We start from the raw sequence: 21,982 nt of genomic DNA, 5'->3' as shown, positions 1-21,982 counted from the left end.
CCAATTCCGGCCTTTCGGTCACCCCTTCTCCGCTTCAACGCCTCCCCTTTCATCAGCTCCCCCTGTGGGGACTTCCTCCCATGGTTTCCATCCGCCCCGACGAGATCAGCGCCATCCTCAAGCAGCAGATTGAGGACTACGACAAGTCGGTCTCGGTCAGCAACGTCGGAACCGTGCTGCAGATCGGCGATGGCATCGCCCGCGTGTATGGCCTGCAGCAGGTGATGGCCGGCGAGCTGGTGCAGTTTGAAGACGGCACCGAAGGTATCGCCCTCAACCTCGAGGACGACAACGTGGGTGTGGTGCTGATGGGCGAAGGCCGCGGCATCCAGGAAGGCAGCACCGTTAAGGCCACCGGCAAGATCGCCGCCGTGCCCGTGGGCGACGCCATGCTCGGCCGGGTGGTGAATTCCCTCGGCCAGCCGATCGATGGCAAGGGCGACATCGCCACCACCGAAACCCGCCTGATCGAATCGATGGCGCCTGGGATCATCCAGCGCAAATCGGTGCACGAGCCCATGCAAACGGGCATCACCGCCATCGACGCGATGATCCCCATCGGCCGTGGCCAGCGCGAACTGATCATCGGCGACCGCCAGACCGGCAAGACCGCCATTGCGATCGACACGATCATCAACCAGAAGGGTGAAGACGTTGTCTGCGTCTATGTGGCCGTGGGCCAGAAGGCTGCTTCCGTGGCCAACGTGGTGGAAGTGCTGCGCGAGAAAGGCGCCCTCGACTACACCATCGTGGTGGCCGCCAGTGCCTCCGAGTCGGCCGCACTGCAATACCTCGCTCCTTACACCGGCGCAGCCCTGGCTGAGTCGTTCATGTACAAGGGCAAAGCCACCCTGGTGATCTACGACGACCTCACCAAGCAGGCCCAGGCCTACCGCCAGATGTCGCTGCTGCTGCGCCGTCCCCCCGGTCGTGAGGCCTACCCCGGCGACGTGTTTTATTGCCACAGCCGCCTGCTGGAGCGCGCCGCCAAGCTGAGCGATGCCATGGGCAAGGGTTCGATGACCGCCCTGCCAATCATCGAGACCCAGGCCGGAGACGTGTCGGCCTACATCCCCACCAACGTGATCTCGATCACCGATGGTCAGGTGTTCCTCAGCTCCGACCTGTTCAACTCCGGTCTGCGCCCCGCCATCAACGTGGGCATCTCGGTGAGCCGGGTGGGCGGTGCCGCCCAGACCAAGGCCATCAAGAAGATCGCCGGCACCCTGAAGCTGGAACTAGCCCAGTTCGACGAGTTGGCCGCGTTCTCCCAGTTCGCCTCCGACCTCGACGCCGCCACCCAGCAGCAGCTGGGGCGTGGCAAGCGCCTGCGCGAGATCCTCAAGCAGCCCCAGTTCAGCCCCCTGATCCTGGCCGAGCAGGTCGCCGTCGTGTATGCCGGTGTCAAGGGCTTGATCGATGAAGTGCCCGTGGAGTCGGTCGTGCAGTTCTGCCGCGAGCTGCGCGACTACCTCAAGAGCAACAAGGCCGACTACATCTCCAAGGTGCAGACCGAGAAGCAGCTCAGCGACGAAGCTGAGGCCCTGCTTAAGGATGCGATCAACGAGGTGAAGTCGACCATGCTCGCCTCCGTTTGAAGAGGGGGAGTACCGATGGCAAACCTCAAGGACATCCGCGACCGGATCAGTTCGGTCAAGAACACCCGCAAGATCACCGAGGCCATGCGTCTGGTGGCGGCCGCCAAGGTGCGCCGTGCCCAGGAGCAGGTGCTGCGCAGCCGGCCCTTCGCCGACCGCCTCGCTCGCGTGCTGGAAAATCTCCAGTCGCGCATGCGCTTTGAAGATGCCGATGCTCCCCTGCTGGAGCAGCGCGATGTGGCCACTATTACCTTGATGGCGGTGACCGGCGATCGCGGTTTGTGCGGCGGCTACAACGCCAACATCATCAAGCGCACCGAGCAGCGCGTTGCTGAGCTCAAGGGCCAGGGCTATGCCGTGGATCTGGTGTTGATCGGCCGCAAGGCGATCACCTATTTCCAGAATCGCGCCAGCCAATACACCATTCGGGCCACCTTCACGGGCCTCGAGCAGGTTCCCAAGGCGAATGAGGCGATGGGCATCGCCAACGAGGTGCTGGCGGAGTTTCTCGCCGGCACCACCGACCGGGTGGAGATCATCTTCACCAAGTTCATCAACTTGGTGAGCTCCAAGCCGGTCATCCAGACCCTGCTGCCCCTGGATCCCCAGGGCATTGCTATCCCTGAAGACGAGATCTTCCGTCTGACCACCCGGGATGGTCAGCTGGGTGTGGAAGTGGGTACGGCCGCCAACGCGCAGCCCAAGCTGCCGTCCGACATCGTGTTCGATCAGAGCCCGGATCAGCTGCTCAATGCGCTACTGCCGCTGTATCTGGAAAACCAGTTGCTGCGCTCCCTCCAGGAGGCTGCTGCTTCCGAGCTCGCCAGCCGGATGACGGCCATGAACAACGCCAGCGACAACGCCAAGGCGCTCGCCAAGACCCTCACCCTCGACTACAACAAGGCGCGTCAGGCGGCCATCACCCAGGAGATCCTGGAAGTGGTGGGCGGCGCCGCGGCCATGGCCTGAGCACAGCCTCTTCACGCTGCCGTCAGCGCTCCATCCCCGAACTCCCCGCCACCGCGTGGAGGTCGGGGATTTTTGTGCGCTGCTGCGGCTGAGATGCTGGAGCGGAATCCCTGTGCGTTGTGGAGGAGCCGATGCTCCAGCCGTTGCCTGCCGCTGCCGGGCTGGCGATCGAGACCCTGTTCCCCGTGGCGCTCGGACGGGTGCAGCTGTTGCCCGATCCACTCGAGACGGCGCTTCAGATTCAGGCGATGAATAGCCTCAGAGGTGAGGCTGGCTCGAATCCGGATCCCGGCTGTGCCTGGACGGGGGATCTCAACGGCGTGTGGCAGCTGCAGCGCCATCGCGTCTTTGCGCCCTTGATCGCCGTTCTGGCTGGTCACGCGCAGGCCTACCTGCAGCAGCTCGGCTTTGATCACGCCAAGACGGCCCTGCACATTCAGCGCTGCTGGCCGGTGCTCAGCGAGGCGGGGCAGGTGGTGGGCCGGCACCACCACCCCAATGCCCATCTCAGTGCCATCTACTACCTCAATGGCGATGGCACCGGGCGCAGCGGTTGTCTGCGCCTGTGGCCGAAGCGGCAGATCAACGAGCTGGTGCCGGGCATGGCCGTGGGGCACGGCGGTCCCCTCGCCCCCTCGCCCTGGACCGCTCCCTGGGTGGATGTGGCTCCCCAGGCCGGCCTGCTGCTGCTGTTCCCCAGCTGCCTGGATCACGCCGTGCTGCCCAACGAGGACCCCGACGATCTGCGCTGCTCCCTCAGCATCGATTTCGCTTTGAGCGCACCTGCCGCTGAGGCCGGAGCTACGCCGCCGGAATACCTGGCCCCCCACCCCAGCCAGTGGCAGGAGTTGTGAGCCCGCCCGCCGGGTGCGTGGAGGCGGGCTGGGAAGATGGGGCATCGCAGCTCCGATCCGGCCCCTCCCGTGACCGATCCCCAGACCTTCACGATCACCGCCGCATTTGAAGGCGCCCAGCACACTTTCCCCTGCCGCAGCGACCAGACCGTGCTGGCCGCGGCCGAGGCGGCCGGCGTGCCCCTGCCCAGCTCCTGCTGTTCGGGGGTGTGCACCACCTGTGCGGCGCTGATCAGCGAGGGCAGCGTGCACCAGCCCGACGCCATGGGCGTCAAGGCCGAGCTGCAGCAGCAGGGCTATGCCCTGCTCTGCGTCTCCTTTCCCCTGGCGGATCTCAAGCTCCAGGCGGGGATGGAGGACGCCCTCTACGAAGCCCAGTTCGGCCAATACCAGAAGTGAGCAGCTCGGCGCTCAGCCTGCGCCCCGTCACCTTGCGTCTCCCCCGCGGCCCCGGCTCGCTGCTGGTCCAGATCGAAACCGCCCTGGCGGCTGAGGGGCAGCCGTTGCGCTGGGCGATCGTCGCGGTGGAGCCGGCCGCTGCATCCACGCTGGATGTGGTGCTGACGATTGAAGCGGTGGTGCTGGCATGACAGCCTCCCGGCCCCTGCCCACCCTGCTGGTGATTCCCACCGGCATCGGTTGCGAGCTCGGCGGTTACGCGGGCGATGCCCTGCCTGCCGCCCGCTTGCTGGCGGCGGCCAGCGGCTGCCTGATCACCCACCCCAACGTGATGAATGGGGCGGCTCTCTACTGGAGCGACCCGCGCATCCACTACGTGGAGGGATCGGCGTTGGATCGTTTCGCCGCCGGGGCCCTGGCGTTGCAGCCGGTGCGCCGGCAGCGGGTGGGCCTGCTGCTCGATGCCGGTATCGAGGAGGAGTTGCGCTGGCGTCACCTGCAGGTGGCTGAGGGCTGTCGCGCCAGCCTGGGTTTGGAGATCGGCCCTGTGGTCACCACCGATGCGCCCCTTGAGGTTTCCTTGCGCCAGGGGGCCAGCGGTGCCAGCTGGGGGCAGCTCGGCCGCCCCGACGCCCTGCTGCGGGCTGGCCGGCAGCTGCAGGCGGCTGGGGCCACGGCGATCGCCGTGGTGGCCCGCTTTCCGGAGGATCCCGGCAGTGAGGCCCTGGCGGCCTATCGCCAGGGCTCTGGCGTGGATGCCCTAGCCGGCGCCGAAGCGGTGATCAGCCATCTGCTCAGCCGGGAGCTGGGGATCCCCTGCGCCCATGCCCCGGCCCTCAGCCCGCTGCCGCTCGATCCGGATCTCGATCCGCGGGCGGCGGGGGAGGAGCTGGGCTACACGTTTTTGGCCTGCGTGCTGGTGGGCTTGAGCCGGGCGCCCGATCTGGTGTCGCTGGCAGCTGGTGCGTCCGCGCCCTGGGCAGCGGGTGCAGACCTGCTGCAGATCGGTGACGTGGGGGCCGTGGTGGCACCCGCAGGAGCCCTTGGCGGTGCCGCCGTGCTGGCCTGCGCCGAGCGCGGCATTCCCGTGATCGCTGTGCACAACCCCTGTGTGCTGGCGGTGTCGGCGGAGGCCCTGGGGCTCGAGGTGCTGACGGCGGGCAGCTATGCGGCAGCGGCGGGGCTGCTGCTGGCCCTGCGGGAGGGGATCTGCACCGCTGCCCTGGAGCGGCCCCTGCCCCGCCTGCGCTAGTTACTGCAGGCAGGCCATCGGGTGTCGGGGTGTCACCCCCAGGGCCCGGGCCACGCCCGGGTGGCACACGGCCCCAGCCGCGGTGTTGAGGCCTGAGAGCAGCTCGGGGCGATCGGTGACGGCCTCCACCAGGCCCCGCCCGGCCATCACCAGGATGTAGGGCAGGGTGACGCTCACCAGGGCTTCGGTGGAGGTGTAGGGCACGGCGCCGGGCATGTTGCCGACGGCGTAGTGCTGCACGCCGTGGAGGGTGTGCACCGGATTGGTGTGGGTGGTTTCGCGGCTGGTGGCAATGCAGCCCCCCTGGTCGATCGCCACATCGACGATCACCGAGCCAGGCTGCATCTGCTGCACCAGCGCTTCACTCACCAGGGTGGGAGCGCGGCCGCCGGCCGTGAGCACGGCTCCGATCAGCAGGTCGGCCTCCGGCACCAGGCGTTCGATCAGGCTGCGGTTGCTCACCAGGCTCACCAGGCGCCCGCGGCGGTGGGCCTCCAGGTTGCGCAATTTCTGGGGCGAGCGGTCCAGCAGAAACACCTCCGCGTCCATCGCGGCGGTGATCCGGGCCGCATTCCAGCCCACACTGCCTGCCCCCAGCACGACCACCCGGGCCGGCCGCACCCCGGTGCAGCCGCCCATCAGGATGCCGCGCCCGCCGTGGGGTTTTTCCAGCAGGTGGGCCCCCACCTGGGCGGCGATGCGGCCGGCGATCTCGCTCATCGGCGCCAGCAGGGGCAGGGAGCCGTCGTCGAGCTGCACCGTTTCGTAGGCCAGCGCTGTGGTGCCGGCCGCCAGCAGGGCCCGTCCCACATCGGGATAGGCCGCCAGGTGCAGGTAGGTGAACAGCACCAGGTCGGGGCGCAGGAAGGCAAATTCCTCCGGCTGGGGCTCCTTCACCTTCACCACCAGGTGGGCGGCCCAGGCCTCCTCTGCGCTCACCAACCGGGCGCCGGCGGCGGCAAACTGCTTGTCCGTGAATCCTGCCCCCAGGCCAGCGCCGGCCTGGATGCGCACCTCCATGCCCTGGTTCACCAGGTCGCCGGCGGCGTCGGGTGTGAGGGCCACCCGCTGCTCATCGCGCTTGATTTCCGCTGGCACGCCGATGCTGGCCATTGGTGCCGTGTGGCCCGCGCCGGGGCTGGGGGCTGCCATGGATCAGCTACGCAGACGTCCCTCCAGATTGGCGGCGGCGATCGGCATCCGCCAGCCACTGCCAAACGACCGGCTGCCGATCTTGAGCAGGGGCGGGGCCTGGCGCCGCTTGAATTCGGCCCGGCGCAGCAGCGCCATCACCCGATGGGCCAGCTCGGCCGGGGTGCCGTCGGCGATCAGCTCCTCCGGGCTTTGCAGGTGTTCGATGTAGCGGCGCAGGATCGGATCGAGCACGGCGTAGTCGGGCAGCGAATCGCTGTCGCGCTGATCGGGCCGCAGCTCGGCGCTGGGCGGCTTTTCGCGGATGGCCTGCCCCACCAGCTCGCCATCGGCCGGCAGCCCCAGCGCGCGGCGGCAGGGGCCGGCGGCAGGGCTGTCGAGCCAGGCGCAAAGGGCAAACACGGTGGTTTTGTAGAGGTCGCCGATCACCGCCAGGCCACCGTTCATGTCGCCGTAGAGGGTGCAGTAGCCCACGGCCAGCTCACTTTTGTTGCCGGTGGAGAGCAGCAGCTGGCCCTGCTGGTTGGCCACCGCCATCAGCAGGGTGCCGCGGATGCGCGACTGCAGGTTTTCGGCGGCCAGGCCGGCGGGCGGGCCGGCCAGCACCGGCGTGAGGGCGGCGTCGAAGCCGGCCATCAGCGGGGCGATGGGCGCGATCTGGGTGGTCAGCCCCAGCCGGGCGGCCAGGGCCTGGGCGTCGCGCAGCGACCCCTCCGAGCTCCAGGGGGAGGGCATCAGCAGACCCTGCACCCGCTCGCCCCCCAGGGCGGCGGCGGCGATCACGGCCACCAGGGCCGAATCGATGCCGCCGCTCAGCCCCAGCAGCGCAGCGTGGAAGCCGCATTTGCGGGCGTAGTCGGCCACGCCCAGCACCAGGATGCGGAACAGTTGCTCGAGCGGCTCGGGCACAGGGGTGAGCAGGAGGGCGTCCGGGTGGGGGGTGCTGGGGGCGGCGTTGGTGGCGGTGCGGTCGGATGGGTGTTGGAGATGTAATTCTTGTTGTGGTCCTTTTTTGGAGGATGCCGGGGAGGGTTGGCAGCAGGACGCGGGATCCCAGGTCAACACCTGCTCGCGGCCACAGGCCAGCTGGCAGACCACTCCACGACCCGCCTCCACTGCGCTGTCGGCATCCACACCGCCACCGGGATCCACCACGAAGCTGGCGCCGTCGAACACCAGCTCGTCGTTGCCGCCCACCTGGTTGACGTAGACCACGGGGCAGCCCAGCCGGGTGGCGGCACGGCGGGCCAGGCTCTGGCGCAGGGCCACTTTGGCCTGGCCAAAAGGGGACGCCGAGAGGTTGAGCAGCAGGTCGATGTGGTGCGGGAGCAATTCGGCGACGGGATCGGCTCCAGCCAGGCGGTGGCCCTGCAGGTCCTCCTCCACCCAGAGGTCTTCGCAGATCGTCAGCCCGAGGCGCCAGTGGCGGCCACCCTGCTCCAGCTCGAGCAGGCTCGGCTCGCTGGCGGCGCAGAAGTAGCGCTGTTCGTCGAAGACGTCGTAGGTGGGCAGCAGCCGCTTGCGGGCCACCACCCGCCAACTGCCGGCTTCCACCAGGGCCACGGCGTTGAACAGGTTGGGCAACGCCGCCGCGCCATTGGGTTCGGCGATGCCCACCAGCACGGCCAGCTGGGGCAGCTCCTCCGCCAGGGCGTCGGCCAGTTGCTGCAGCACAACACCCTGCTGGGTGATCAGGCTCGGCCGCAGCAGCAGGTCGCGCGGCGGGTAGCCCCAGAGCGAGAGCTCGGGGGTGACCACCAGGCTGGCCCCCTGGGCAGCAACCTGGTGGCAGGCCGCCAAAATCCGCGCGCCGTTGCCCGCCAGGTCGCCCACCAGCGGATTGAGTTGGGCCAGGGCGAGGCGCATCAGGGGCTTTCGAGGTGGCGGTCGAGGCGGCGGGTGTGGCTCGAGCGGGTCAGCCCATAGAGATTGTGCTCCAGCAGCAGCGGCATCAAGGCGGCGGGGATCTGGCTGGGGTCTGGGTTCTGGCGCACCGCCGAGCTGGCGGTGGCGGGCACCTCCAGGTTGAGGCTGATCACCCGGCCGCCGAGGGCCTCGAGCGCCTCGACGCTGCCCGGCTGCAGGGGCCAGCCGGCCCGGGGGGCGATGGCCAGCAGGCAGCGCTCCAGCACCGCCTGGGCCTGCTTCCAGCTGGGGATCTGGGGAGCCAGATCGCTGCCCACCACAAACACCAGCTCGCGGCCGGGCCAGCACGCCGCCGCCCGATCCAGGGCGGTGATCGCCCATGGGCTGCTCAGCTCCTGCCGGTGGCTGAGCCGGGGGTTGCCGATGGCGGCCACCAGTTGGCCGAGCAGGGCCGCCCGCTGCTCTAGGGGCGCGCCGTGTTGCTTGTGGGGGTTGTCGCTGGCCCAGGTAACCACCGTGGGATAGAGCTGCAGCAGCTCCTCCAGCAGGGCCTGGTGGCCGCGGGTGGGCGGATCGGCGCTGGTGCCGAACAGGGCGACCGGGCCTTCGCCAGCCTCAACGGACCAAGTGCTCACGGCAGCAGAGCCTGCAGGTTGGCCGGTGGCTCGGGGCGATCGCCCAGCCACAGGCGCGCCTGGGGATCGGTGCGGGCTAGGCGGCGCAGCAGGGCCCCGGGGCGCCCTCCCCGTTGGGCGCCCCGCAGCAGTTCGGCGGCCGCCAGCCGGCCCGTGAGCCGGGTGGTGTGCACAGCCAGGGCCGCCTGGGCCAGGGCCACCGGCGCGGCCGGCGCCAGGCTGAGCCCGCCGGTGAGCGGCGCCGCCAGCAGCAGCAGCTGGCGCAGCGCCCCCAGCAGCAGCTGGATGCCGAGCTGGGCGCCCCCCAGCAGGGCGTTGTGGCCCGAGAGCCGCCGTAGCAGTTGGCGGGCGCCGGCACCGTGCATGGGCAGGCCGTAGAGCTGGCAGAGCTGCAGCACCAGGGCGGTGTCGCAGGCCAGGCCGCCGGCCAGATCCAGCAGCACCAGAGGGTTGGCGGCCACGCCCGTGGCCTTGAGGGCGGCGAAGCGGCCGATTAGGGATTGGGCGGCCTGGCGGCTGGCCCCCAGACGCCAGCGCTGCAGGACCTGGTGGAAGCGGTCGGCGGCGCCGAGAGAATTGAGGGCCAGCAGTAGCGCTCCGTGCTGCTCCAGCAGCTGTACCAACGCCTGGCGCAGCGGTGCCACCCGGGGCGGCTGGGGGACGCTGCGCACCCGGCCATCGGCCAGCAGCTCGGGCTGGCGCGGTGCAGCGGCCACCGGGATCAACTCCAGGTGCCGGGCGGCGGCGGGCAGGCGCCGCTGGATGCTGGCGATCAGCTCGGCTTGCTCCGCGTCGCTCCAGCAGTCGCAGCGGTTGAGCACCAGCAGCAGCGGCTTGCCGCTGGCCAGTAGGGGCGCGAGGGCGTCGTGCTCGACGCTGGTGAGGTCGCCATCGAGTACAAGCAGCACTAGGTCGGCGCCCAGGGCCACCCGGGCCGCTAGCCGAGCCCGGGCTGCAGCGGCAATTTCATCGATGCCGGGGGTGTCCACCAGTTCCACCCGCTGCAGGCCAGCAATCGGCTGATTCCAGGCCCGGGCGGCCTGGTGGCGGGTGCAGCCATGGGCCACGTCGGTGGCGAAGGCCGCCTCCCCTAGCAGGGCATTGAGCAGGCTCGACTTGCCCACCCCCACCCGGCCGAACACGGCCACCCGCAGGCAGCGTTGGCGCAGGCGCTCCAGCTGGCGATCGAGGGCCTGGCGCTGGCCGTCCAGCTGGCTTTGCTCGCGGCCACTCAGCGTTAGCTGGCGGCGCCACTGCTCCAGCAGCTGTTGGCAGCGCTCAGGGGTGGCGGGCACCGCAGTTGCGCCAGCGGTGGGCCTCATGGCCGGGCTCCCTCGGCGGCGGGTTGGGGCCGCCGCCACCAGCCCGCCAGCACCGCCAGCACCGCCTCGGCGCCGATCACCCCCACAAAGCCGCCGAATTCATCCACCACCACCCGCACGCCGGTGCTGTTGCGGCGAAAGCCGGTGAGCAGCCGGTCGGCGCGGATCATCTCGGGCACGTAGTCGACCGGCTCGCTCAGGGAGGCAGCACTGCGGGCCCCATCGCCCTGAAGCAGGGCCGTGAGCAGCTTCTCTCGGCTGGCCACCCCCAGCACCTCATCCACCTCCTCGCCGAGCACCACCCACCACTCGGCGTTCTGGGCCAGCAAGGCATCGCGCAGCTGGTCGAGGCTGGCGGCCCCTTCCAGGGTGGGGGCCGCGACCCGCGGCGTCATCAGGTCGCGGGCGGTGAGGTCGTTGAGCTGGAACACCTTGGCGATCATCGCCGCCTCATCGGCTTCGATCTGGCCCTTCTGGGAGCCCAACCGGGCCAGCAGGCGAATTTCCTCCTCGTCGGTGCTGATTTCGTTTTCGGCGGTGATCGCTGGCAGCAGCTGCTCCAGCAGCAGCACCAGCGGCAGCATCAGCTGCGCCACCACCGCCAGGGCCGGTGCACTGCCCAGGGCCACCGGCAGGGCCAGGCGGCTGCCCAGGGCCTTGGGCAGGATCTCGCCCAGCAGGATCACCAACACGGTGAGCCCCACTGAAAACAGCGGCAGGGCGATGCCTTCGATGCCCTGGCGGCTGAACACGGTGGCGGCATAGCCGCCCAGCATCAGGCTGCCGAAGATGTTGAAGCCGTTGTTGGCGATCACCAGCACCGAGAGGGTGCGGCCTAGTCGCTGCCGCAGCTGCTCCAGGCGCCGGGCGCCGCGTACGGGCCGGCTGCGGGCCGCCAACTCATGCACGCGCACGGGGTTGACCGTGAGCAGGGCCGCTTCCACCCCCGAGCACAGGGCCGATCCGGCGATCACCACCACCACCAGCAGCGCCAGGGCGAGCAGGTCGTTCATTCCGCCGCGTGACTGCAGGCCATGCACCTATTCAATCGTCCCTGCCAACGCCTATCGCCAACGTCTGCAGCGCCGACTGCTCCAGACTGGCGCCCAGCCAGGCCCCCAGACCGTTACCCATGCTCGATCTGTCGATCTTTGCCCAGCGGCGCACGCGCTTCTTCGAGCTGTTGGGGGAGGCGGCTGCGGTGATTCCGGCGGCGCCGCTCGTCACCCACCACGCTGACTGCGAGTGGCCCTTTCGCCAGAACAGCGACTTCTGGTATCTCACCGGTTTCGATGAACCGGATGCGGTGGCGCTGTTTCTGCCCCACCGGCCCGAGGGCGAACGCTTTGTGTTGTTTGTGGCCCCCAAGGAGCCCAGCGCCGAGGTGTGGAACGGGTTCCGTTGGGGCACCGAAGGGGCGGTGGCTGAGTTTGGTGCCGATCTGGCCCATCCCCGCAGCGAACTGGAGCAGCGGCTGCCCCACTACCTGAAGGGCGCTGAGGGCATCGCCTTCCGCGTCGGCCGGCACCCCAAGGTGGAGCCGTTGGTACTGGCGGCTTGGGCCGGTCAGCTCGATCGGGCCCCCCGCAGCGGCTCGGCTGCCTTTGGTCTGGTGGCCCCCTGCCCGCTGCTGCACGACCTGCGGCTGCGCAAGGGGCCCGAGGAGCTGGAGCGGATGCGGGAGGCGGCGCGCATCTCCGCTGAAGCTCACGAGCTGGCCCGTCAGGTGGTGCGACCCGGCCTCAACGAGCGCCAGGTGCAGGCGGTGATCGAGCAGCACTTCATGGAGCAGGGGGCCCGTGGCCCCGCCTACGGCACGATCGTGGCCGGCGGCGACAACGCCTGCGTGCTGCACTACACCGCCAACAACGCCTCCCTGCGCGACGGCGACTTGCTGCTGATCGACGCCGGTTGCTCCCTGGGCGATTACTACAACGGCGATATCACCCGCACTTTCCCGGTGGGCGGCCGCTTCAGTGGCGAGCAGCGGGCCCTGTATGAGCTGGTGCTGGCGGCCCAGGAAGCGGCGGTGGCGTCCGTGGCGCCGGGGTTCACCGCCGAGGGCGTGCACGACACGGCCGTGCGTGTGCTGGTGGAGGGGTTGCTGGAGCTGGGCCTGCTGACGGGCGATCCCGACGGGATCATTGAGCAGGGGGCCTATCGCCACCTCTACATGCACCGCACCGGCCACTGGCTGGGGCTCGACGTCCATGACGTGGGCGCCTATCGGCTGGGCGAGCACCACGTGGAGTTGGAGCCGGGCATGGTGCTCACCGTCGAGCCAGGCCTTTACGTGAGCGATCGCCTGCCGGTGCCCGACGGCCAGCCCGCCATCGATGAGCGCTGGAAGGGGATCGGCATCCGCATCGAAGACGACGTGGCTGTGACTGAACATGGCCACGAGAACCTCACCGCCGCAGCCCTGAAGGCGCCGGCGGCCCTGGAGCGCTGAGGATCAGGGCAGGGCATCAGCCCAGCTCTGGATGACCCGCAGCCCATCAATCTGCTGAAAATGCACGTCGAAGCTGAACAGGACGGATCCCATCTCAACGGCACTGGCGGCGATCCAGATGTCATTGGTGGGAATGGGTCGACCCTTGCGGCGTAGGTCTCGGTAAATCAGCGCATAGGTGTCGGCGGTGGCCAAGCTGCAGGGGCAGTGGTCGACGCGCCCTGAGGCCAGAAACTGGCTGAGTTCCTCACGGTTGCGAGCTTCGCGCGTGCCGCAGGCGAAGCCCGCCAGCAGTTCTCCGATCACGGTGCTGCTGATCAGCAGCCTGTCGGCACGTTGCACCAGCTCCACGCAAGGAAGAAGGCCCCGCTTAAACCCGGTATAGGCATTGGTGTCCAGGGCAATGGGCCGCATGGCTCAGGCCCAGAGTTCCGGGTCGATCTGTTCGAGGGGGGCGATGGCCGCGCTGAAGGCATCGCTCTCTTCCTCAGACCATGTGCCAGCCAGGTCGTCCAGATCTTGATGCTGGTTGTTCGGTGCGGACGGCTCTCCTGTCAAGCGCCGCAGTACGAGGCGATTGAGGCTGATGCCTTGCTGGCGGGCCTGCTCCTTCAATTGGTTCAGCTGGGCCTCATCCAGGCCGCGAACACTGATGGCTGGCATGGCTGATAGCACTATCTGATTGCAAGCTAGTTCAGCTTGATGGCATCCAGGCGCTTCAGGCGGCTCAGAAGTTCCGTGGTGCTTGCAAGCACCGCATCAGCGCCGGCCTGCCGCAGGCGCGCCTCGTAGGCGGCTCGCGCTTCCGGCTGGTCGTGCAGGTGGGGCGGGGCCACCGCCAGGCTGAGGAAGCGCTGACCAGGGCACTGGGCGCGGGCCCGCTGCACGGTGCGCACATCGGCCACGGTGTCGCCCAGGTAAACCACCGCAGGCGCTTCGGGCCCGAGCACTCCCCCCGCCAGCGGGGCGGCCAGCCGCAGCAGGCCGGTGGGATCCGGCTTATCGGGCGCATCCCCCATGGCGATCAGGGGCGGATCGCTCAGGGCCAGGCGGGTTTGCAGCACATAGCGGCAGGAGGGCGGTTCGGCACCGCTGACGAAGCCGTAGGCCAGATCGGCCGCCGTTAGGGCGGCAAAGAAGGACGGCTGCACCAGCAGCGGCTCGTCGCCGATGAACCCCCGCCATTGGCTGGGGTCGCCCTCGGGATCGCCGCCGAAATAGAAGGCTTCGAACACGGCCACCAGTGCCTCCAACGCCGGCAGAGGTGTGTGGCCTGTCCGCCGCAGCAGCTCCAGCGACGCCTCCCAGTCGTTGTTCCAGCGGCCTTCGCTCTTGAGCGCGTCGATGGCAGTCGGCTCTGGCCGCTGGCCGGCGTAGTGGTGCACCGTTTCCACGATCGACCGGCGGTAGCTGGCGCTCACATCGCGGATCACGCCGTCGATGTCAAACAGCACAACGGCCTGGGGGGGGCTTGGCATCGGCGGTGCTGGCGACATCAGGCTTGGGCGTCGCGCTCGAACTGGGCGCTGGCGGCGGTGGTGGCCTCGCAGCTGAACAGGGCTGCGGCCAGCTCCGGGCTGATCGTGAAGGTGTTCAGACCGGCGCCCGCCAGGCGGGTGAGATCGTGGGGCTGGCGCAGACTGGCCACCAGCAGTCGAACGCTTGAGCCAACGCCATCAAGGCTGCGCTGCATGGCGATCACCTCCGCCACGCCATCGCGGCCCTGGTCGTTGATTCGGCCCAGGTAGGGGGCGATGTAGGCGACCCCCAGGGCGGCGGCGATCAACACCTGGTGGGGCTCGTAGCAGGCGGTGAAGGTGATGGGGATGCCGGCGCGCGTGAGGTCGCGAGCCGCCGCCGCGCCCTCCAGGGTCACGGGCAGTTTCACGGCGATGCGGCCGGGGGCCAGTGCCGCAAGGGCCTGGCCGCACTGCAGCATCTCCGCTGCGTTGGCGCCCCAGGCCTGCAGGTGCAGTTCGGCGATGCCATGGGCCAGGGCCACGCGGCTGAGCTCAGCCAGGCCGTGGAGGCTGCAGGGCTGGTTGGCCCGGCGCAGCAGGGTGGGATTGGTGGTGACGCCGTGGAACAGGCCGCTGGGCAGCCACTGCTGCCAGGCTTGCGGATCGGCCGAATCGAGGAACAGGCGCAAGGCCATGGCCGGGGAGCAGGCCGGTGACCGGCGGAGCGGCTGGTAGGCTAGTTGTTTGACGTGTTGCCTTGAGCGCCGACCCCATGACAGCCACCGAGAGCGCTCCAGGCGCTGATGTGACCGATGCGCCCGAAGTGGCGGCGGCCGCTGAAGACACCACCACCCAGGGGCGTCCGGTGATGCGTGGTGGCAGTGCTGCTCTGGCCACTGCCACTATCGACGAAGACGGCGTTCCTTCCGGTTACACCCCGAAGGCCGACGAAGGTCGCTTCCTGCTCAAGATCCTCTGGTTGCCCGACAACGTGGCCTTGGCTGTTGACCAGATCGTGGGTGGCGGCCCCAGCCCACTCACCTCCTATTTCTTCTGGCCCCGGGAAGATGCCTGGGAAATCCTTAAGTCTGAACTCGAGGGCAAGAGCTGGATCACCGACAACGAGCGCGTTGAGGTGCTCAACAAGGCCACCGAGGTGATCAACTACTGGCAGGAAGAGGGCAAGGGCAAGAGCCTCGACGAGGCCAAGCTCAAATTCCCCGATGTCACCTTCTGCGGGACCGCCTGATCGGTCGTTTTTAGTCAGCCACACTGGCAAGCCGCTTAATCATTCCTGCGCCCCCTCAGGGGGCGCTTTTTTGTGGTTGCTGTGCGGATGTTGTCGTGTGTGGATCGCGCCCACCTGCCTGCTTAGCTCCCATCAAAAAGCGCCCCGGGGAGAGGGCGCTCAGTGGAGATGGGAGATGAGCTCCCGGCTGAACTAGCCCGCCTTGGTGGCCTGGAAACGGGCACGGGCCGTGGCCAGGGCCTGCAGTGCCTTCACCTTGTTGGCACTAGTGGCTTGGCCTTCGAAGGCGGCGGCAGCACTTTGGGCGGCCTCAAAGGCTGCTTCAGCCGAGGCGGCATCAATGCTGCTGCCGAGTTCAGCACCGTTAACCAGCACCGTCACCTCGTCAGCTTCCACTTCGGCGAAGCCACCCATCAGGGCGATCGTCGACCAGGCACCGCCGGAGCGCAGGCGCATCACGCCGGTGTCCAGCGCGGCCAGCATGGTGACGTGGCCCGGCAGGATGCCCACCTGTCCGGTGGTGCTGGGCAGGATCACCTCTTCAGCGGTTCCGTCAAAAACGCTCTGATCGGGGGCCAGAACGCGCAGGGTGAGACTCATGGGTAGGGGTCCTCAGGAGGGAGAGGGAATCAACCCTTGGCGTCGGCGAGGATCTTGGCAGCCTTGGCCTTCACCTGGTCGATGTTGCCCACCAGATAGAAGGAGGCTTCCGGCAGGTCGTCGAGTTCACCGGCAAGGATCATGTTGAAGCCCTTGATGGTGTCGTCGAGCTTCACGTATTCACCCTTCTGGCCGGTGAAGATCTCAGCCACAAAGAAGGGCTGGGAGAGGAACTTCTCGATCTTGCGGGCCCGGTCCACGGTTCGGCGGTCGTCTTCCGACAGTTCGTCCAGACCCAGAATCGCGATGATGTCCTGAAGCTCCTTGTAGCGCTGCAGGGTGGACTGCACAGCGCGGGCGGTGCGGTAGTGCTCATCACCCACCACGGCGGGCTGCAGCATGGTGCTGGTGGAATCCAGCGGATCCACAGCGGGGTAGATGCCCTTGGAGGCCAGGCCGCGGCTCAGCACGGTGGTGGCGTCCAGGTGGGCGAAGGTGGTGGCCGGAGCCGGGTCAGTCAGGTCGTCGGCGGGCACATAGACGGCCTGGATCGAGGTGATCGAGCCTTCCAGGGTGGAGGTGATGCGCTCTTGCAGCATGCCCACGTCGGTGCCGAGAGTGGGCTGGTAGCCCACAGCCGACGGCATGCGGCCCAGCAGCGCGCTCACCTCGGAGCCGGCCTGCACGAAGCGGAAGATGTTGTCGACGAACAGCAGCACGTCCTGCTTGTTGGCATCGCGGAAGTGCTCCGCCATGGTGAGCGCCGACAGGCCCACACGCATGCGGGCGCCGGGGGGCTCGTTCATCTGGCCGTAGCAGAGCGCCACCTTCGACTTGGAGAGATCGTCGGGATTGATCACGCCCGACTCCTTGAACTCCTCATAGAGGTCGTTGCCTTCGCGGGTGCGCTCACCCACGCCGGCGAATACGGATACGCCGCCGTGCTCTTTGGCGATGTTGTTGATCAGCTCCTGGATCAGCACGGTTTTGCCCACGCCGGCGCCGCCGAACAGGCCAACCTTGCCGCCCTGGCGATAGGGGGCCAGCAGGTCGATCACCTTGATGCCGGTCTCGAACACCTTGGGCTTGGTTTCCAGCTCGGTGAGGCTGGGGGCGGGCCGGTGGATGGAGGCGGTCAGCTTGGTGGTGACGGGGCCCTGCTCGTCGACGGGCTCGCCGAGCACGTTGAAGATGCGGCCAAGGGTGGCTTCACCCACTGGCACGGAGATCGGGGCACCGGTGTCGAGGGCTTCCATGCCCCGCACCAGGCCGTCGGTGGTGCTCATGGCCACGGCGCGCACCCGGTGGTCGCCCAGCAGCTGCTGCACTTCAGCCGTCAGGGCCACTTGCTGGCCCGCCGAGTTCTTGCCCTCGATCCGAAGCGCGTTGTAAATCTTGGGCAGCTTGCCGGCCGGGAATTCAACGTCGAGAACCGGGCCAATCACCTGCCGGACGATGCCTTTGGTGCCGGTGGCGGTAGCAGCTGCCATAGGGAAGGAAGACGCAAGGAGTGCTGAGGGGGAACCATCCCACCTGAAGCGGCGCAACCTTACCACCGCCTCTAACCCGCCTCCAGGGGTTCGGTCACCCGCACAGCGCGGGGCTGGCCAGCCCGCCGTGTGCCCGCATAGGTTGGCACTCATCGAGCTTGAGTGCTAAATCGCCTTTTCGGCGCACTTCAGCTCGCAATCCTGTGGCGTCTCAGGCGCCATGCCGTTGCTTTCGCAATTCATCCATGGCTGCTGTTTCTCTCAGCGTCTCCACGGTTAAGCCCCTCGGAGATCGCATTTTCATCAAGGTGTCCGAATCGGAGGAGAAAACCGCCGGCGGCATCCTGTTGCCCGACACCGCCAAGGAAAAGCCCCAGGTGGGTGAGGTGGTGCAGATCGGCCCCGGCAAGCGCAACGATGACGGCAGCCGTCAGGCTCCCGAAGTCAGCGTGGGCGACAAGGTGCTGTACAGCAAGTATGCCGGTACCGACATCAAGCTCGGCAGCGACGAATTCGTGCTGCTCTCCGAGAAGGACATTCTCGCGATCGTCAACTGAGCCCTAACGGCTTGGGCTGACTTAGATCCTGTCCATTCAGATTCAACCCTATAAGGACATCGCCTTCCATGGCTAAGCGCATCATCTATAACGAGAACGCCCGCCGGGCTCTCGAAAAAGGCATTGACATCCTGGCCGAAGCCGTTGCCGTCACCCTCGGCCCCAAGGGCCGCAACGTGGTGCTGGAGAAGAAGTTCGGCGCCCCCCAGATCGTCAACGACGGCGTCACCATCGCCAAGGAGATTGAACTCGAGGACCACATCGAGAACACCGGTGTGGCCCTGATCCGTCAGGCCGCCTCCAAGACCAACGACGCCGCCGGTGACGGCACCACCACCGCCACGGTCCTGGCCCACGCCATGGTCAAGGCCGGCCTGCGCAACGTGGCCGCCGGCGCCAATGCCATCAGCCTCAAGCGCGGCATCGACAAGGCTTCCGACTTCCTCGTCAAGAAGATCGAAGAGCACGCCAAGCCGATCTCCGACTCCAGCGCCATCGCCCAGGTGGGCACCATCTCCGCCGGCAACGACGAAGAGGTGGGGCGCATGATCGCCGATGCCATGGACAAGGTTGGCAAGGAAGGCGTGATCTCCCTGGAAGAAGGGAAGTCGATGACCACCGAGCTGGAGGTCACCGAGGGCATGCGTTTCGACAAGGGCTACATCTCGCCCTACTTCGCAACCGACACCGAGCGCATGGAAGCGGTGCTCGAAGAGCCCTACATCCTGCTCACCGACAAGAAGATCGGCCTGGTGCAAGACCTGGTGCCCGTGCTGGAGCAGATCGCCCGCACCGGCAAGCCTCTGCTGATCATCGCTGAGGACATCGAGAAGGAAGCCCTCGCCACCCTGGTGGTGAACCGTCTGCGCGGTGTGCTGAACGTGGCGGCTGTGAAGGCGCCTGGTTTTGGCGATCGCCGCAAGGCCATGCTCGAGGACATCGCCGTTCTTACCAACGGTCAGCTGATCACCGAGGACGCCGGCCTCAAGCTGGAAAACGCAAAGCTGGAGATGCTGGGCACAGCCCGCCGCATCACCATCAACAAGGACACCACCACCATCGTGGCCGAGGGCAACGAGGTGGCCGTGAAGGCCCGCTGCGAGCAGATCCGCAAGCAGATGGACGAAACCGACTCCTCCTATGACAAGGAGAAGCTGCAGGAGCGTCTGGCCAAGCTGAGCGGCGGTGTGGCCGTGGTCAAGGTGGGCGCTGCCACCGAAACCGAGATGAAAGACAAGAAGCTGCGCCTGGAAGACGCCATCAACGCCACCAAGGCGGCCGTTGAGGAAGGCATCGTTCCTGGTGGTGGCACCACCCTGGCCCACCTGGCTCCCGCCCTCGAGGAATGGGCCAAGGCCAATCTCTCTGGCGAAGAGCTGATCGGTGCCACGATCGTGGCGTCCTCCCTCACCGCTCCGCTGATGCGCATCGCCCAGAACGCTGGCGTCAACGGCGCCGTGGTGGCTGAAAACGTGCGCAACAAGCCCTTCAACGAGGGCTACAACGCCGCCACCGGCGAGTATGTCGACATGCTGGCTGCCGGCATCGTCGATCCCGCCAAGGTGACCCGCTCTGGCCTGCAGAACGCCGCCTCGATCGCTGGCATGGTGCTGACCACCGAGTGCATCGTGGCCGACCTGCCCGACAAGAAGGAAGCAGCTCCTGCCGGCGGCGGCATGGGCGGCGGTGACTTCGACTATTGATCGAAGCAGGCCAGCCTGATCACTTCAGGCCAGCCTCCTGTCTTCTGATCACTGTCACTGAGGAATGGGGAGAGTGAGGGTTTACCCTCCTCTCCCTTTTTTGTGGCATTCGCTGAATCGTGGGGGTGTTTTGATTGAGCTGCATGTTTTGGAGGCGCTCGACGCTCTGCTCTGGTTGCGGTCGGCTGAGCAGGTGGAGCGGCGCTATGGCACCACCGAAACCACCACGAGCCTTTACCGCAAACGCTGTCTGCAGTTGTTTGGGCTGGCGATGGAGCGTCGCCACGGCGAATGGGAGCTGATCGGTGACACCAGCCTGTTGCTGCGGGAGCGGCACGTGCATCAGGAGGCCCGTTGGCGCGGCTACAGGCCGCTGCGCCTGGAAGCCACCTACTGGTCGGCGCCGTTGCTCAGCAGCCCAGCCCCGGAGGGATGGCTGTTGGGGGCGTCAAACATCGTGGGGGTGCGGCGCACCTTCCAGCTGGTGGACGAGCGCGTCGTTGATGCCCTGATCACGGGATTGCCCGATCTGCCCACCAACCGCAACCCTGATCAGCATCGAAGCGATTGCCGAGTTTCCCTCCCTGGCTCTGCCGGAGGGCTCCTACCCCCTGGTGGAGCAGGCCTTGCGCAGCCTGGGCCTCTGGAACGACGGCGTGCGCATGGCCCGCTACCGCCGCGATCTCTGGGAAGGACGGGCCGAGCAGGAGCTGGTGGTGGGCTATGGCACCGCGCTCAGCTTGGCGGTGAGCGGCGACTCGCTCTGTCGCTTGCCCCTGCAGTTGCCCTTTGCTTCGGGCGATGCGCTGGTGGTTCGGCGGGACTATGTCCAGCATCCCAGGCTGCAGGCTCTGCTGATACAGCTGCATCGGCGCTATCTGCCGATGGTTCGCAACCACGCCGAGGTCGACTTTGATCCAGTTTTTCTGGCCCGAGTCGGCTTGTGAGCTGGGGGGTTTATGCAGAAACTGCAAGGTCTGCGAGATTGTGCGGTGTTCGGCTGAATTCGCGCTTTTTAGTGAATTGGTGACACTACGGTTGCCCAACTATGGCTGCGCTCTGAGTGGTCTCAGTGGAGGTGTTGGCGGCGTTGGATGCCCTGTTGTGGCTGCGCACCGGTGAGCGCGCTGCCGCCTATCTCGAGTGCACCCAGTCGACGGTGAGCCGCCACAGCCGCCGCTGTCTGCAGGTGTTTGGCCTGGCGATGCAGAAACGGGCAGGCGAATGGTGCCTGCAAGGAGACCAAGCTCTGATTGATCTGGAGCGCGCCGTGCATCAGCTGCTGCGGTGGCGGCAAGGCCGCTGCCTGCGGCTTGACAGCCAACACTGGTGCGGCCATTTGTTGGCCACGCAGCTGCCCGACGCCTGGACGTGCGGCAACTCCAATTATCTCGAATACCAGCGGCCGCACGAGCTGTTGCTCCATGGTGTGATCGATGCCTGGCTTTGCTCCGCACCCGATCTCCCCGACCATCCCGACCTGCACGCCATCCAGCTCACGGCCATGCCGCTGCACATGATGGTGAGGCCCGGTCACCCGCTCCTGCAGCGTGGTGATCGGCTCTCCTTCGCGGATCTGGCCGACTACCCCGTGCTGCCGTTGCCCGATGGCGCCTTCCCCAAGGCCCAGCGCATCCTCGAAGACCACAACCTCTGGTCGTGTCCGGAGCGGGATCGGCGTGTCCAGCAGGCCTGCTGGTTTGACACGGTGCCCGTGGAGGACTTGATGATCGGCTTCGGCACGCCCCTGCAGCGGGTGACGGGCTTCTTGGATGGCTGCGTGCCCTTGCCGCTCACCTTGCCGATCACAGTCGGGGAGGCCCTGGTGGTGAAACGGGAGTTTGTCGCCCGCTCCCATCTGCGCAGCCTGCTGGCCGCACTGGTCGGCAGGGCCACCCAGTTGGCCGCCGGGCTCGAGGTTGTGGAGGTGCTGCTGAGCACTCAGCCGGGCTTGAAGGTCAGCGCAACGCCGTTGTTGCAATAACGCTTGCCGGTGGGCTTGGGGCCGTCGTCGAAGACATGGCCTTGGTGGCCTCCGCAGCGCTGGCAGTGGTATTCGGTGCGCGGCACGATCAGCTTGAAATCCAGCTTGGTGGCGATGCCGTTGGGCAGGGGTTGCCAGAAGCTGGGCCACCCGGTGCCGCTGTCGTATTTGGCCTTGGAGCTGAACAGCGGTAAAGCGCAGCCGGCGCAGAGATAGGTGCCCGCACGTTTTTCGCCGTTCAACGGACTGGAGAAGGGCCGTTCGGTGCCTTCCTGGCGCAGCACCTTGTAGGCGGGCGGGCTGAGCCGTTGTTTCCAGGCGGCTTCGCTGAGCTGCCAGGCCGGATCCTGGGCTTTGGAGGCGGCTTCGGCGCGGGAGGCACCGGTGAAGAAGGCACCCAGGCTGGATCCCAGGGCCACCAGTAGGTTGCGGCGCGGCAT

At 67.5% G+C, this 21,982-nt stretch carries 25 protein-coding genes; 12 read left to right on the top strand and 13 right to left on the bottom strand.

Features of this window, described 5'->3' with window-relative positions; all coding sequences use genetic code 11:
- The first annotated feature begins 80 nt into the window (after positions 1–80).
- The 6 genes from atpA to KBY65_RS02980 all read left to right on the top strand — a co-directional run bounded on the left by atpA (position 81) and on the right by KBY65_RS02980 (position 5,072).
- Positions 81–1,598, top strand: coding sequence for a F0F1 ATP synthase subunit alpha (gene atpA / locus KBY65_RS03005; RefSeq protein WP_255000471.1), 1,518 nt, complete (start codon positions 81–83; stop codon positions 1,596–1,598).
- Positions 1,599–1,613: 15 nt separating this feature from the next.
- The gene (locus KBY65_RS03000; RefSeq protein WP_255000470.1) at positions 1,614–2,567 is read left to right on the top strand and encodes a F0F1 ATP synthase subunit gamma; all 954 of its coding nucleotides are present in this window, start codon (positions 1,614–1,616) and stop codon (positions 2,565–2,567) included.
- A gap of 131 nt (positions 2,568–2,698) precedes the next feature.
- Positions 2,699–3,421, top strand: coding sequence for a TIGR02466 family protein (locus KBY65_RS02995; RefSeq protein WP_094561373.1), 723 nt, complete (start codon positions 2,699–2,701; stop codon positions 3,419–3,421).
- A gap of 36 nt (positions 3,422–3,457) precedes the next feature.
- Positions 3,458–3,820: a 2Fe-2S iron-sulfur cluster-binding protein gene (locus KBY65_RS02990; protein ID WP_198953888.1), complete on the top strand. Its 363-nt coding sequence runs from the start codon at positions 3,458–3,460 to the stop codon at positions 3,818–3,820.
- A complete protein-coding gene (locus KBY65_RS02985) occupies positions 3,817–4,011 on the top strand; it encodes a hypothetical protein (RefSeq protein WP_254988526.1) in 195 nt (64 codons plus the stop codon). The genes KBY65_RS02990 and KBY65_RS02985 overlap by 4 nt, the downstream gene beginning before the upstream one ends.
- A complete protein-coding gene (locus tag KBY65_RS02980; protein ID WP_254988527.1) occupies positions 4,008–5,072 on the top strand; it encodes a DUF3326 domain-containing protein in 1,065 nt (354 codons plus the stop codon). Before KBY65_RS02985 ends, KBY65_RS02980 begins: the two co-directional genes overlap by 4 nt.
- Here the strand turns inward: KBY65_RS02980 and ald are convergent, their stop codons facing one another.
- The 5 genes from ald to KBY65_RS02955 are packed head-to-tail and all read right to left on the bottom strand — an operon-like array spanning position 5,073 to position 11,060.
- Positions 5,073–6,224: an alanine dehydrogenase gene (gene ald / locus KBY65_RS02975; RefSeq protein WP_255000469.1), complete on the bottom strand. Its 1,152-nt coding sequence runs from the start codon at positions 6,222–6,224 to the stop codon at positions 5,073–5,075. It abuts the gene before it with no gap.
- 3 nt (positions 6,225–6,227) lie between these two features.
- Positions 6,228–8,090: an NAD+ synthase gene (locus KBY65_RS02970; protein WP_255000468.1), complete on the bottom strand. Its 1,863-nt coding sequence runs from the start codon at positions 8,088–8,090 to the stop codon at positions 6,228–6,230.
- Complete coding sequence (locus tag KBY65_RS02965) at positions 8,090–8,725, bottom strand: nicotinate-nucleotide adenylyltransferase (RefSeq protein ID WP_254988530.1); 636 nt, start codon at positions 8,723–8,725, stop codon at positions 8,090–8,092. Before KBY65_RS02965 ends, KBY65_RS02970 begins: the two co-directional genes overlap by 1 nt.
- Positions 8,722–10,047 carry a GTP-binding protein gene (locus tag KBY65_RS02960; RefSeq protein ID WP_094561345.1) on the bottom strand — a complete coding sequence of 442 codons (1,326 nt, stop codon included), beginning with the start codon at positions 10,045–10,047 and terminating at the stop codon, positions 8,722–8,724. The genes KBY65_RS02965 and KBY65_RS02960 overlap by 4 nt, the downstream gene beginning before the upstream one ends.
- Positions 10,044–11,060: a CNNM domain-containing protein gene (locus tag KBY65_RS02955; protein ID WP_254988531.1), complete on the bottom strand. Its 1,017-nt coding sequence runs from the start codon at positions 11,058–11,060 to the stop codon at positions 10,044–10,046. The genes KBY65_RS02960 and KBY65_RS02955 overlap by 4 nt, the downstream gene beginning before the upstream one ends.
- Before the next feature lie 119 nt (positions 11,061–11,179).
- Here KBY65_RS02955 and KBY65_RS02950 point away from each other — a divergent pair, with 119 nt between their 5' ends.
- Positions 11,180–12,499 carry an aminopeptidase P N-terminal domain-containing protein gene (locus tag KBY65_RS02950; protein ID WP_254988532.1) on the top strand — a complete coding sequence of 440 codons (1,320 nt, stop codon included), beginning with the start codon at positions 11,180–11,182 and terminating at the stop codon, positions 12,497–12,499.
- Positions 12,500–12,502: 3 nt separating this feature from the next.
- On the opposite strand, the gene KBY65_RS02945 is transcribed toward KBY65_RS02950, so the two are convergent.
- Genes KBY65_RS02945 through KBY65_RS02930 form a run of 4 tightly spaced genes read right to left on the bottom strand, consistent with a single transcriptional unit; the run spans position 12,503 to position 14,654 of the window.
- The gene (locus KBY65_RS02945; RefSeq protein ID WP_254988533.1) at positions 12,503–12,913 is read right to left on the bottom strand and encodes a type II toxin-antitoxin system VapC family toxin; all 411 of its coding nucleotides are present in this window, start codon (positions 12,911–12,913) and stop codon (positions 12,503–12,505) included.
- 3 nt (positions 12,914–12,916) lie between these two features.
- Positions 12,917–13,162 carry a FitA-like ribbon-helix-helix domain-containing protein gene (locus tag KBY65_RS02940; protein WP_094561341.1) on the bottom strand — a complete coding sequence of 82 codons (246 nt, stop codon included), beginning with the start codon at positions 13,160–13,162 and terminating at the stop codon, positions 12,917–12,919.
- A gap of 26 nt (positions 13,163–13,188) precedes the next feature.
- Positions 13,189–13,977 (bottom strand): TIGR01548 family HAD-type hydrolase, encoded by a 789-nt coding sequence (locus KBY65_RS02935; protein ID WP_255000466.1) that lies wholly within the window; start codon positions 13,975–13,977, stop codon positions 13,189–13,191.
- Between the two features lie 17 nt (positions 13,978–13,994).
- Entirely contained in the window at positions 13,995–14,654 is a 660-nt protein-coding gene (locus tag KBY65_RS02930) for a transaldolase family protein (RefSeq protein WP_094561339.1), read from the bottom strand.
- A 77-nt stretch (positions 14,655–14,731) separates the two neighbouring features.
- Between KBY65_RS02930 and KBY65_RS02925 the strand changes: the two genes are divergently transcribed.
- Entirely contained in the window at positions 14,732–15,208 is a 477-nt protein-coding gene (locus KBY65_RS02925; protein ID WP_409996614.1) for a 30S ribosomal protein PSRP-3, read from the top strand.
- Between the two features lie 192 nt (positions 15,209–15,400).
- Here the strand turns inward: KBY65_RS02925 and atpC are convergent, their stop codons facing one another.
- Both atpC and atpD read right to left on the bottom strand, forming a co-directional pair.
- Positions 15,401–15,808, bottom strand: coding sequence for an ATP synthase F1 subunit epsilon (gene atpC / locus KBY65_RS02920; RefSeq protein ID WP_254988534.1), 408 nt, complete (start codon positions 15,806–15,808; stop codon positions 15,401–15,403).
- A 29-nt stretch (positions 15,809–15,837) separates the two neighbouring features.
- The gene (atpD, locus tag KBY65_RS02915) at positions 15,838–17,298 is read right to left on the bottom strand and encodes a F0F1 ATP synthase subunit beta (protein WP_094561336.1); all 1,461 of its coding nucleotides are present in this window, start codon (positions 17,296–17,298) and stop codon (positions 15,838–15,840) included.
- 245 nt (positions 17,299–17,543) lie between these two features.
- Here atpD and groES point away from each other — a divergent pair, with 245 nt between their 5' ends.
- Positions 17,544–17,855 (top strand): co-chaperone GroES, encoded by a 312-nt coding sequence (gene groES / locus KBY65_RS02910; RefSeq protein ID WP_094561335.1) that lies wholly within the window; start codon positions 17,544–17,546, stop codon positions 17,853–17,855.
- Between the two features lie 68 nt (positions 17,856–17,923).
- Positions 17,924–19,558 (top strand): chaperonin GroEL, encoded by a 1,635-nt coding sequence (groL, locus tag KBY65_RS02905; protein WP_094561334.1) that lies wholly within the window; start codon positions 17,924–17,926, stop codon positions 19,556–19,558.
- A 390-nt stretch (positions 19,559–19,948) separates the two neighbouring features.
- On the opposite strand, the gene KBY65_RS02900 is transcribed toward groL, so the two are convergent.
- Positions 19,949–20,098: a hypothetical protein gene (locus KBY65_RS02900; protein WP_255000462.1), complete on the bottom strand. Its 150-nt coding sequence runs from the start codon at positions 20,096–20,098 to the stop codon at positions 19,949–19,951.
- 74 nt (positions 20,099–20,172) lie between these two features.
- Here KBY65_RS02900 and KBY65_RS02895 point away from each other — a divergent pair, with 74 nt between their 5' ends.
- The gene (locus KBY65_RS02895) at positions 20,173–20,505 is read left to right on the top strand and encodes a hypothetical protein (RefSeq protein ID WP_255000461.1); all 333 of its coding nucleotides are present in this window, start codon (positions 20,173–20,175) and stop codon (positions 20,503–20,505) included.
- 116 nt (positions 20,506–20,621) lie between these two features.
- Positions 20,622–21,542 (top strand): LysR substrate-binding domain-containing protein, encoded by a 921-nt coding sequence (locus KBY65_RS02890; RefSeq protein ID WP_255000460.1) that lies wholly within the window; start codon positions 20,622–20,624, stop codon positions 21,540–21,542.
- Here the strand turns inward: KBY65_RS02890 and msrB are convergent.
- Complete coding sequence (gene msrB, locus KBY65_RS02885; protein WP_094560117.1) at positions 21,500–21,982, bottom strand: peptide-methionine (R)-S-oxide reductase MsrB; 483 nt, start codon at positions 21,980–21,982, stop codon at positions 21,500–21,502. The genes KBY65_RS02890 and msrB overlap by 43 nt on opposite strands.

Origin of the sequence: Cyanobium sp. Alchichica 3B3-8F6, assembly GCF_024346435.1 — a bacterium.
GTDB lineage: Bacteria > Cyanobacteriota > Cyanobacteriia > PCC-6307 > Cyanobiaceae > Cyanobium_A.
Note: the sequence above shows the minus strand (reverse complement) of the source record. Positions and strands in the feature narration are given on the sequence as shown.

Bases quoted from the DNA above. Each gene is read 5' to 3' on its own strand.
- KBY65_RS02925 (WP_409996614.1), top strand. From the start codon at position 14,732: ATGACAGCCACCGAGAGCGCTCCAGGCGCTGATGTGACCGATGCGCCC.
- KBY65_RS02980 (WP_254988527.1), top strand. From the start codon at position 4,008: ATGACAGCCTCCCGGCCCCTGCCCACCCTGCTGGTGATTCCCACCGGC.
- msrB (WP_094560117.1), bottom strand. From the start codon at position 21,982: ATGCCGCGCCGCAACCTACTGGTGGCCCTGGGATCCAGCCTGGGTGCC.
- KBY65_RS02970 (WP_255000468.1), bottom strand. From the start codon at position 8,090: ATGCGCCTCGCCCTGGCCCAACTCAATCCGCTGGTGGGCGACCTGGCG.
- atpA (WP_255000471.1), top strand. From the start codon at position 81: ATGGTTTCCATCCGCCCCGACGAGATCAGCGCCATCCTCAAGCAGCAG.
- KBY65_RS02945 (WP_254988533.1), bottom strand. From the start codon at position 12,913: ATGCGGCCCATTGCCCTGGACACCAATGCCTATACCGGGTTTAAGCGG.
- KBY65_RS02930 (WP_094561339.1), bottom strand. From the start codon at position 14,654: ATGGCCTTGCGCCTGTTCCTCGATTCGGCCGATCCGCAAGCCTGGCAG.
- KBY65_RS02995 (WP_094561373.1), top strand. From the start codon at position 2,699: ATGCTCCAGCCGTTGCCTGCCGCTGCCGGGCTGGCGATCGAGACCCTG.
- atpC (WP_254988534.1), bottom strand. From the start codon at position 15,808: ATGAGTCTCACCCTGCGCGTTCTGGCCCCCGATCAGAGCGTTTTTGAC.
- KBY65_RS02990 (WP_198953888.1), top strand. From the start codon at position 3,458: ATGGGGCATCGCAGCTCCGATCCGGCCCCTCCCGTGACCGATCCCCAG.
- KBY65_RS02950 (WP_254988532.1), top strand. From the start codon at position 11,180: ATGCTCGATCTGTCGATCTTTGCCCAGCGGCGCACGCGCTTCTTCGAG.
- KBY65_RS02960 (WP_094561345.1), bottom strand. From the start codon at position 10,047: ATGAGGCCCACCGCTGGCGCAACTGCGGTGCCCGCCACCCCTGAGCGC.
- KBY65_RS02955 (WP_254988531.1), bottom strand. From the start codon at position 11,060: ATGAACGACCTGCTCGCCCTGGCGCTGCTGGTGGTGGTGGTGATCGCC.
- groES (WP_094561335.1), top strand. From the start codon at position 17,544: ATGGCTGCTGTTTCTCTCAGCGTCTCCACGGTTAAGCCCCTCGGAGAT.
- KBY65_RS02940 (WP_094561341.1), bottom strand. From the start codon at position 13,162: ATGCCAGCCATCAGTGTTCGCGGCCTGGATGAGGCCCAGCTGAACCAA.
- KBY65_RS03000 (WP_255000470.1), top strand. From the start codon at position 1,614: ATGGCAAACCTCAAGGACATCCGCGACCGGATCAGTTCGGTCAAGAAC.
- atpD (WP_094561336.1), bottom strand. From the start codon at position 17,298: ATGGCAGCTGCTACCGCCACCGGCACCAAAGGCATCGTCCGGCAGGTG.
- groL (WP_094561334.1), top strand. From the start codon at position 17,924: ATGGCTAAGCGCATCATCTATAACGAGAACGCCCGCCGGGCTCTCGAA.
- ald (WP_255000469.1), bottom strand. From the start codon at position 6,224: ATGGCAGCCCCCAGCCCCGGCGCGGGCCACACGGCACCAATGGCCAGC.
- KBY65_RS02935 (WP_255000466.1), bottom strand. From the start codon at position 13,977: ATGCCAAGCCCCCCCCAGGCCGTTGTGCTGTTTGACATCGACGGCGTG.